Annotated in this window: 9 protein-coding genes; 7 read left to right on the top strand and 2 right to left on the bottom strand. The window is 71.9% G+C overall.

Annotation, left to right across the window (positions count from 1 at the left end):
* Positions 1-447 (bottom strand): TetR/AcrR family transcriptional regulator (locus AB0H87_RS06485; RefSeq protein WP_360140635.1); only part of this gene is annotated, 447 nt, incomplete at its 3' end.
* 52 nt (positions 448-499) lie between these two features.
* On the opposite strand from AB0H87_RS06485, the gene AB0H87_RS06480 reads away from it, so the two are divergent.
* Both AB0H87_RS06480 and AB0H87_RS06475 read left to right on the top strand, forming a co-directional pair.
* On the top strand, positions 500-1,471 hold the full coding sequence (locus AB0H87_RS06480) for an ATP-binding cassette domain-containing protein (RefSeq protein WP_360140632.1): 972 nt from the start codon (positions 500-502) through the stop codon (positions 1,469-1,471).
* Entirely contained in the window at positions 1,468-2,262 is a 795-nt protein-coding gene (locus tag AB0H87_RS06475) for an ABC transporter permease (RefSeq protein WP_360140629.1), read from the top strand. The genes AB0H87_RS06480 and AB0H87_RS06475 overlap by 4 nt, the downstream gene beginning before the upstream one ends.
* Positions 2,263-2,291: 29 nt before the next feature.
* Here AB0H87_RS06475 and AB0H87_RS06470 read toward each other — a convergent pair whose 3' ends face one another.
* Positions 2,292-2,654, bottom strand: a complete 363-nt coding sequence (locus AB0H87_RS06470) for a metalloregulator ArsR/SmtB family transcription factor (protein ID WP_360140626.1) — start codon at positions 2,652-2,654, stop codon at positions 2,292-2,294.
* Positions 2,655-2,761: 107 nt separating this feature from the next.
* On the opposite strand from AB0H87_RS06470, the gene AB0H87_RS06465 reads away from it, so the two are divergent.
* From AB0H87_RS06465 to AB0H87_RS06445, 5 genes are read left to right on the top strand one after another with little or no spacing between them, the layout of a single operon-like run.
* Positions 2,762-2,905, top strand: a complete 144-nt coding sequence (locus AB0H87_RS06465; RefSeq protein WP_360140623.1) for a hypothetical protein — start codon at positions 2,762-2,764, stop codon at positions 2,903-2,905.
* A 26-nt stretch (positions 2,906-2,931) separates the two neighbouring features.
* Complete coding sequence (locus AB0H87_RS06460) at positions 2,932-3,168, top strand: hypothetical protein (protein WP_360140620.1); 237 nt, start codon at positions 2,932-2,934, stop codon at positions 3,166-3,168.
* Entirely contained in the window at positions 3,165-4,415 is a 1,251-nt protein-coding gene (locus AB0H87_RS06455; RefSeq protein ID WP_360140617.1) for a M28 family peptidase, read from the top strand. Before AB0H87_RS06460 ends, AB0H87_RS06455 begins: the two co-directional genes overlap by 4 nt.
* Positions 4,416-4,427: 12 nt before the next feature.
* Entirely contained in the window at positions 4,428-4,754 is a 327-nt protein-coding gene (locus tag AB0H87_RS06450) for a metalloregulator ArsR/SmtB family transcription factor (protein WP_360140614.1), read from the top strand.
* 31 nt (positions 4,755-4,785) lie between these two features.
* Positions 4,786-6,201 (top strand): FAD-dependent oxidoreductase, encoded by a 1,416-nt coding sequence (locus AB0H87_RS06445; RefSeq protein ID WP_360140611.1) that lies wholly within the window; start codon positions 4,786-4,788, stop codon positions 6,199-6,201.
* The last annotated feature ends 4 nt before the right edge of the window (positions 6,202-6,205 follow it).

The raw sequence follows: 6,205 nt of genomic DNA, 5'->3' as shown, positions 1-6,205 counted from the left end.
GAGGCCGAGGTTCTCGTCGATGGCGACGAACGCGTCGAGCACTCCCATCAGCCGTTCGATCATGAGCAGCTGGTTGGGGCCGAAGCTCGGAAGTGACCGCTGCACGGTCGCGATCCACGGGTGCCCGCGCCACATCGCGCGCAGCCCGTCGGCGTAACGGGTCAGGTCGGCGCGCCAGTCGCCCGACGGCATCCCGGTGACGTCGATCTCGCCCGTCACCTGGTCGGCCATGAGCTCGACCAGGTTGTCGCGGCTCGGGACGTACCGGTAGAGGGACATCGCGCCGGCGCCGATCTCGGTGGCGATGCGCCGCATGGTCGCGGCCTCGAGCCCTTCGGCGTCGGCGATCCGGATGGCCGCCTCGGTGATCTGCGCACGGCTGTAGGCCGGCTTCGGCCCGTAGGCCGGGCGCTCCGGTCGCATCCAGATGTTCACGTATTCGGCCACCGTCCCACCCTCCTGGTTGCGTACATCGTACTCAGTCGCCTAGCCTGCCGTCATGACCGCGTACAACGTACCCAGTGGATTGGCGGATCCGATCGTGGTCGCCGAAGGGCTGCACAAGTCCTTCGGCGCCACCCATGCGCTGCGAGGCCTGGACCTGAGCGTCCGGGCAGGGACGGTCTGCGGCGTGCTCGGGCCGAACGGCGCCGGAAAGACGACGGCGGTGCGCATCCTGGCGACCCTGTCCGATCCCGACGCCGGGCACGCCCGCATCGACGGACATGACGTCGTACGCGAGGCCGGCAAGGTGCGCGAGCGCATCGGGCTCGCGGGCCAGTACGCGGCCGTGGACGAGAAGCTCACCGGCCGCGGCAACCTGCGCATGTTCGGTCGCCTCTACCACCTGCCCCGCCGCGCAGCGCACCGGCGGGCCGACGAGCTGCTCGACCGCTTCGGCCTGGCGGACGCCGCCGACCGCCCGGTCGCCGGCTACTCCGGCGGCATGCGGCGCCGCCTCGACCTGATCGCCAGCCTCATCCTGCGCCCGAAGGTGCTCTTCCTGGACGAGCCCACCACCGGCCTGGACCCGCGCAGCCGCGGCGAGATTTGGGCCAGCATCCGCGAGCTCGTGGCCGACGGCACCACGATGCTGCTCACCACGCAGTACCTGGACGAAGCCGACCAGCTCGCCGACGACATCGCCGTCATCGACCACGGGAAGGTGATCGCCACCGGCACGCCCGACGAGCTGAAGGCGACGATCGGGGACCGCCTCGACGTCACGATCGAAGCCCCTGCCGCGATGCCTGTGGCGATGGCCGTCCTGACCACCCTGGCCGGCACCGATCCCACGCCGACGGGCGCCGACGGGCTCAGCGTCGTCCTGCCCGTCGGCGGCCTGCGCCTCGCCGACGTGGTGCGCGAGCTCGACCACGCCGGGGTCGCCGCGGCCGACATACGGCTGCGCCGCCCCACTCTCGACGAGGTGTTCCTGCGCCTCACCGACCGCGAGGAGCCCGTCCGATGACCGCCCTCTGGACGCTCACCGACGGGTTGACCCTGGTCGGCCGCGAGCTGGGCCGGCTGCGGCAGGAACCCGGCCAGATCGTCGCCGCGCTGATCTTCCCGGTCGTCATGGTGGTGCTGTTCGGGTACGTCTTCGGCAGCGCGATCCAGGTGCCGGACGGCGGCGACTACCGCGAGTACCTCATGCCCGGCCTGTTCGCGATGGTCACCTTCTCCGCGTGGTTGGGGGTCATGACGCGGATGGCCACCGACGCCTCCCGCGGCGTGATGGACCGGTTCCGCTCGATGCCGATGGCGCGCCTCGCGGTGCCGTTCGGCCAGACCGGCGCCGACCTGCTGACCGGCCTGCTGATGCTGGCCATCATGGTGGGCGCGGGGCTGCTCGTGGGCTGGCAGCCGCACCGCGGCCTGATCCCCACGACCCAGGCGTTCGTGCTGATGATCGTGCTGCGGTACGCGCTGAGCTGGGTGGGCGTCTACGTGGGCCTGGCGGTGAAGAACGACCAGGCCGCCGACGCGCTGGTGCCGCTCGGGCTGCCGTTCACGATGCTGTCGAACGCATTCGTCCCGACCGACGGCATGCCAGGCTGGCTGCGCTTCGTGGCGAACTGGAACCCGGTGAGCGCGCTCACCGCCGCGGCACGGGGGCTGTTCGGGAACCCGGGCGCTGGGTCCGGAAACGCGGCGTGGCCACTCGCGCACCCGGTGACCACGGTCCTGCTCTGGTCGGCCGCGCTGCTGGTGCTCTTCGTGCCGCTGTCACTCCGCGCCTACACGCGTCGAGGGCGTTGAACGGCCGCCGCATTCGCGACGACATGTGACTACTCCGTCGCCAGGAGACCTGCGAGCTGGCGCATGATGCCGGGTCGGGCGCGGTAGTAGACCCACGTCCCGCGGCGTTCGCCGTCGATGAGGCCCGCCTCGCGCAGGGTCTTGAGATGGTGGGAGATCGTCGGCCCGGACAGCTCGAATGCGGGCGTGAGGTCGCAGACGCACGCCTCGCCACCATCGGCCGAGGCGATCATCGACATCAGCTGGAGACGAACCGGGTCGCCGAGCGCCTTGAACGCCGGCGCCAGGACCGCAGCCGTCTCCGCGGGTATGCGGCGAGTGGCCAGCGGCGGGCAGCACGGCGCATCCGCGTTCAGGTCGACGAGGGGCAGCGCCGTCGCTTGTTTTGACATGCCTCTAGGTTGACAGATCTCGAAACAGCGTGCAACTCTCTGATTAGACGGCCATCTAGTTCGACGCTTGTCGAGACAGACTGGCCAGACCGTGTGAGGAGAGAGCGATGTTCCGGATCAGCCGCAGGCCGGCAGCAACAGGCGTCCAGTTCTGTGACAGCTGCGTCGAGGTCACCACCGCCGACGAGCGGGCCCGGCGACGCCACGAGCGCGCCCGGGACCAGCTCGCCGCGGCGATGGGTCCGCGGTAACCGACGCCTCGAGGAGGGGAACGACCATGACTGACGTCAACACGCAGGGTGGCTTTGCCGGCGACCCGGTGGCCGCACTGTCGGTGAGCGGAACCGGTGGCTGTTGCGGCAACCCGCCGCAGACGACGCTGTCGCTGCCCGAGCCCGCCGGCGCCGCCGCAACCTGTTGCGGCACCGCCGCCGAAGCCAAGGCGGAGAACACCTGTTGCGGCAGCGCGGCGAAGGCCGACGCCGTCGCAACCGGCAACGGCTGCTGCGGATGACCGCGCCGAACCTCCTGGACCTGGACCGGGCCCTGGCCGGCATCTCCGGCGAGCGGATGGCCGCCACGGTCACGACCTTGGCCGGCGCGCCGTTCACCGGCCGGCGGGTCGGCACCGCCGGCGGCGCCGCCGCTCGAGCCTGGCTGGCCGACCTGTTGGTCGAGGCCGGTGGCACGCTGGCCACCAGCGCGTTTCCTGTGCCGGCGATACCGGACGTGTACGCGGCGCCGACAGTTCGCTGGAGCGACGGCCGCACCACGTACCCGCTGACGTTCGGCCGCGACGTCATCGTCCATCTCTCGTCGGCCGACCTGGCCGACGGGAGAGACGGGCCGCTGGGCGTGGCCGGCGTTGATGAGCCGACAGGTCGATGGCTGCTGGTTCCAGCCGCGATGACCCTGACCGACGCCTACCGAAACGCCGGCGGTGCGCTCGGTCTGCTCGTCGGCCGGGCCGTCGACGGGGACGGCTGGCACTACACGATGCTCGCCGGCCCCGCGCCCGGACCGCTGCCGGTGCTCACCGTCGAGACCGGCCTGCACGACCGGCTGACCGCGGCGACGGGCGCTGGAGGTGCCAGTTGGTCGGCGAACGCGCCGATCCGTCGCGTCGACCTGCAAGGGACCAACCTTCATGCTCGCCTGCGCAGTGCGCGAGCGGGCGGTCCCGACCTGCTCCTGACGGCGCACTACGACGGTGTCGGCGACCACCCGCGCCTGCGGCAGCCGGCCGCGGCCGACAACGCCAGCGGGGTCGCGGTGATCTGCGAGGCGGCGCGGCTGCTGTCTGCGAGTCTTCCGGAAGGCATCGGCCTGTCGGTCGCCCTGCTCGACGGCGAGGAGGCCGGCGCGCTCGGTTCCGCGCACCACGCCGACCAACTCGCCGCTGCCGCGGACCAGCCACTGGTGATCAATGTGGACGGTGCGGGCCACCTGAACCAGACGGCCGCCATCGAGGCCGGCGGCCCGGCACATGGCCTGCTCGCCCTGCTCGACCAAGCGGGGCGACACACCGGCTTGCCGCTCGCTGCCGGTCCGGTCGCCTCGGACAACCGCCGCTACGCCGCCGCCGGCCTCGCCGCCGTCGGTATCGGAGCAGGCATGGCCGGCTACCACAGCCCAGCGGACACCGCCGACCGCGTCGACGCCGCCACCATGACCGCCATCTGTCGCCTCGTCGTCGCCACCGTCTGGCTCGCCAACTCGTCGCCGGCTAAACTTTCATCGTTGATCGGCGATAAACGATGAAGATGGTGGATCATGAGCGAGTTGCTGGACCGGGGAGTCGCCACGGCGTACGCGTCCTGGTTCCGGGCCCTGGCCGACCCGAGCCGGGTCCAGATCGTGGAGTACCTCGCGCGGAAGGCGCGGCCGATGAGCGTGGGCGAGATCGTCGCCGCGGTCGGGCTGGCGCAGTCGACCGTCTCCCAGCACCTCAAGATCCTCACCGAGGTCCGGTTCGTCCTCGTCGACCAGGTCGGCAACGCCCGCCACTACCGGATCAACAAGACGTGCATCGAGTGCTTCCCGTCGGCCGCCGACGTCGTGATGGGCAAGCCCGCACCCGGCCCGGCGGCGGGTTGTTGATGCGAACCGTTTCGAGACAAGGGAGATGCCCGTGAGTACGCCACTGGACGACCTGCCCGTCGTCGTCATCGGCGGCGGACCGGTCGGACTGGCCGCCGCCGCACACCTCGCCGAACGCCAGATTCCGTTCCTGCTGCTGGAAGCCGGCGACGCACCGGCCGCCACGGTCCGGCAATGGGGTCACGTGCGGCTGTTCTCGCCGTGGCGGTACAACGTCGACGCCGCCGCTCGCCGGCTGCTCGTCGACGCCGGCTGGGTCGAACCCGACCCGGACGTGCTGCCGACCGGCGCCCAGCTCGCCGACGACTACCTGCGGCCCCTGGCGGACCTACCGGCGCTCAAGCCCCACATCCGGTACGACGCCCGCGTCATCGCGGTCACGCGGCTCGGCATGGACCGCGTCCGCACCGCCGGCCGTGACACCACACCGCTGCTGGTCCGCCTCGCTGACGGCGACGACCTGCTGGCCCGCGCGGTGGTCGACGCGTCCGGCACCTGGACCACACCCAACGACCTCGGCGCATCCGGCATCCCCGCCCACGGCGAAGCCGAAGCAGCCGGCTTCGTCGGGCACGCGTTGCCGGACGTCCTGGGCGCCGACCGCGACCGGTTCGCGGGCAAGCGCACCCTCGTCGTCGGTGCCGGTCACTCCGCCGCCAACACCTTGCTCTCCCTGGCCGAGCTCGCGGAGCAGGTGCCGGGCACCAGCGTGGTGTGGGCGATCCGGTCGACCAGCCCGGCACGCACTTACGGCGGCGAGGCCGCCGACGCCCTTCCCGCCCGCGGCGCGCTCGGCTCCCGCCTGCGCGCCCACGTCGAGGCCGGCACCATCGAGCTGGTCACCGGCTTCGCTGTGGAGCGCCTCGAAACGACCGCCGCCGGCCAGGTACGGGTATCAGGCGCGGCGGCGAGCATCACCGCGGATCGAATCGTGTCCGCGACCGGGTTCCGGCCGGACCACACGTTCGTCTCCGAGCTGCGGCTCGACCTCGACCCGGTGCTCGGTTCCACCCGCGCCCTCGCCCCACTGATCGACCCGAACCAACACTCCTGCGGCACGGTCCCGCCACACGGCGCCGACGAGCTCGCCCACCCGGAGCCGGGCTTCTATTCCGTCGGGGTCAAGAGCTACGGACGTGCACCCACGTTCCTGCTCGCCACCGGCTACGAGCAGGCCCGTTCGGTGGTCGCCGCCGTCGACGGTGACTGGACCGCCGCCCGCGACGTCCAGCTCGACCTGCCCGAAACCGGCGTCTGCAACAGCAACCCCGTCACCGTCTCCGAGAGCGGCGGATGCTGCGGCCCGACCGCGGCAGCGACTGCCGAACCGGCCGGACGAGGACTCGCGACCGGCGTCTCCGGCGGCCTGCTCCGCGCGCCGCTCACGCTGATCCCGGTCGCCGAACCCGAGGGCGCGAGCCAGGCCGGCGGCGGCTGCTGCGGCTGAGCCG

The sequence above is a fragment of the Asanoa sp. NPDC050611 genome (assembly GCF_040654855.1).
GTDB lineage: Bacteria > Actinomycetota > Actinomycetes > Mycobacteriales > Micromonosporaceae > Asanoa.
This window is presented reverse-complemented; position numbering and strand designations above follow the sequence as displayed.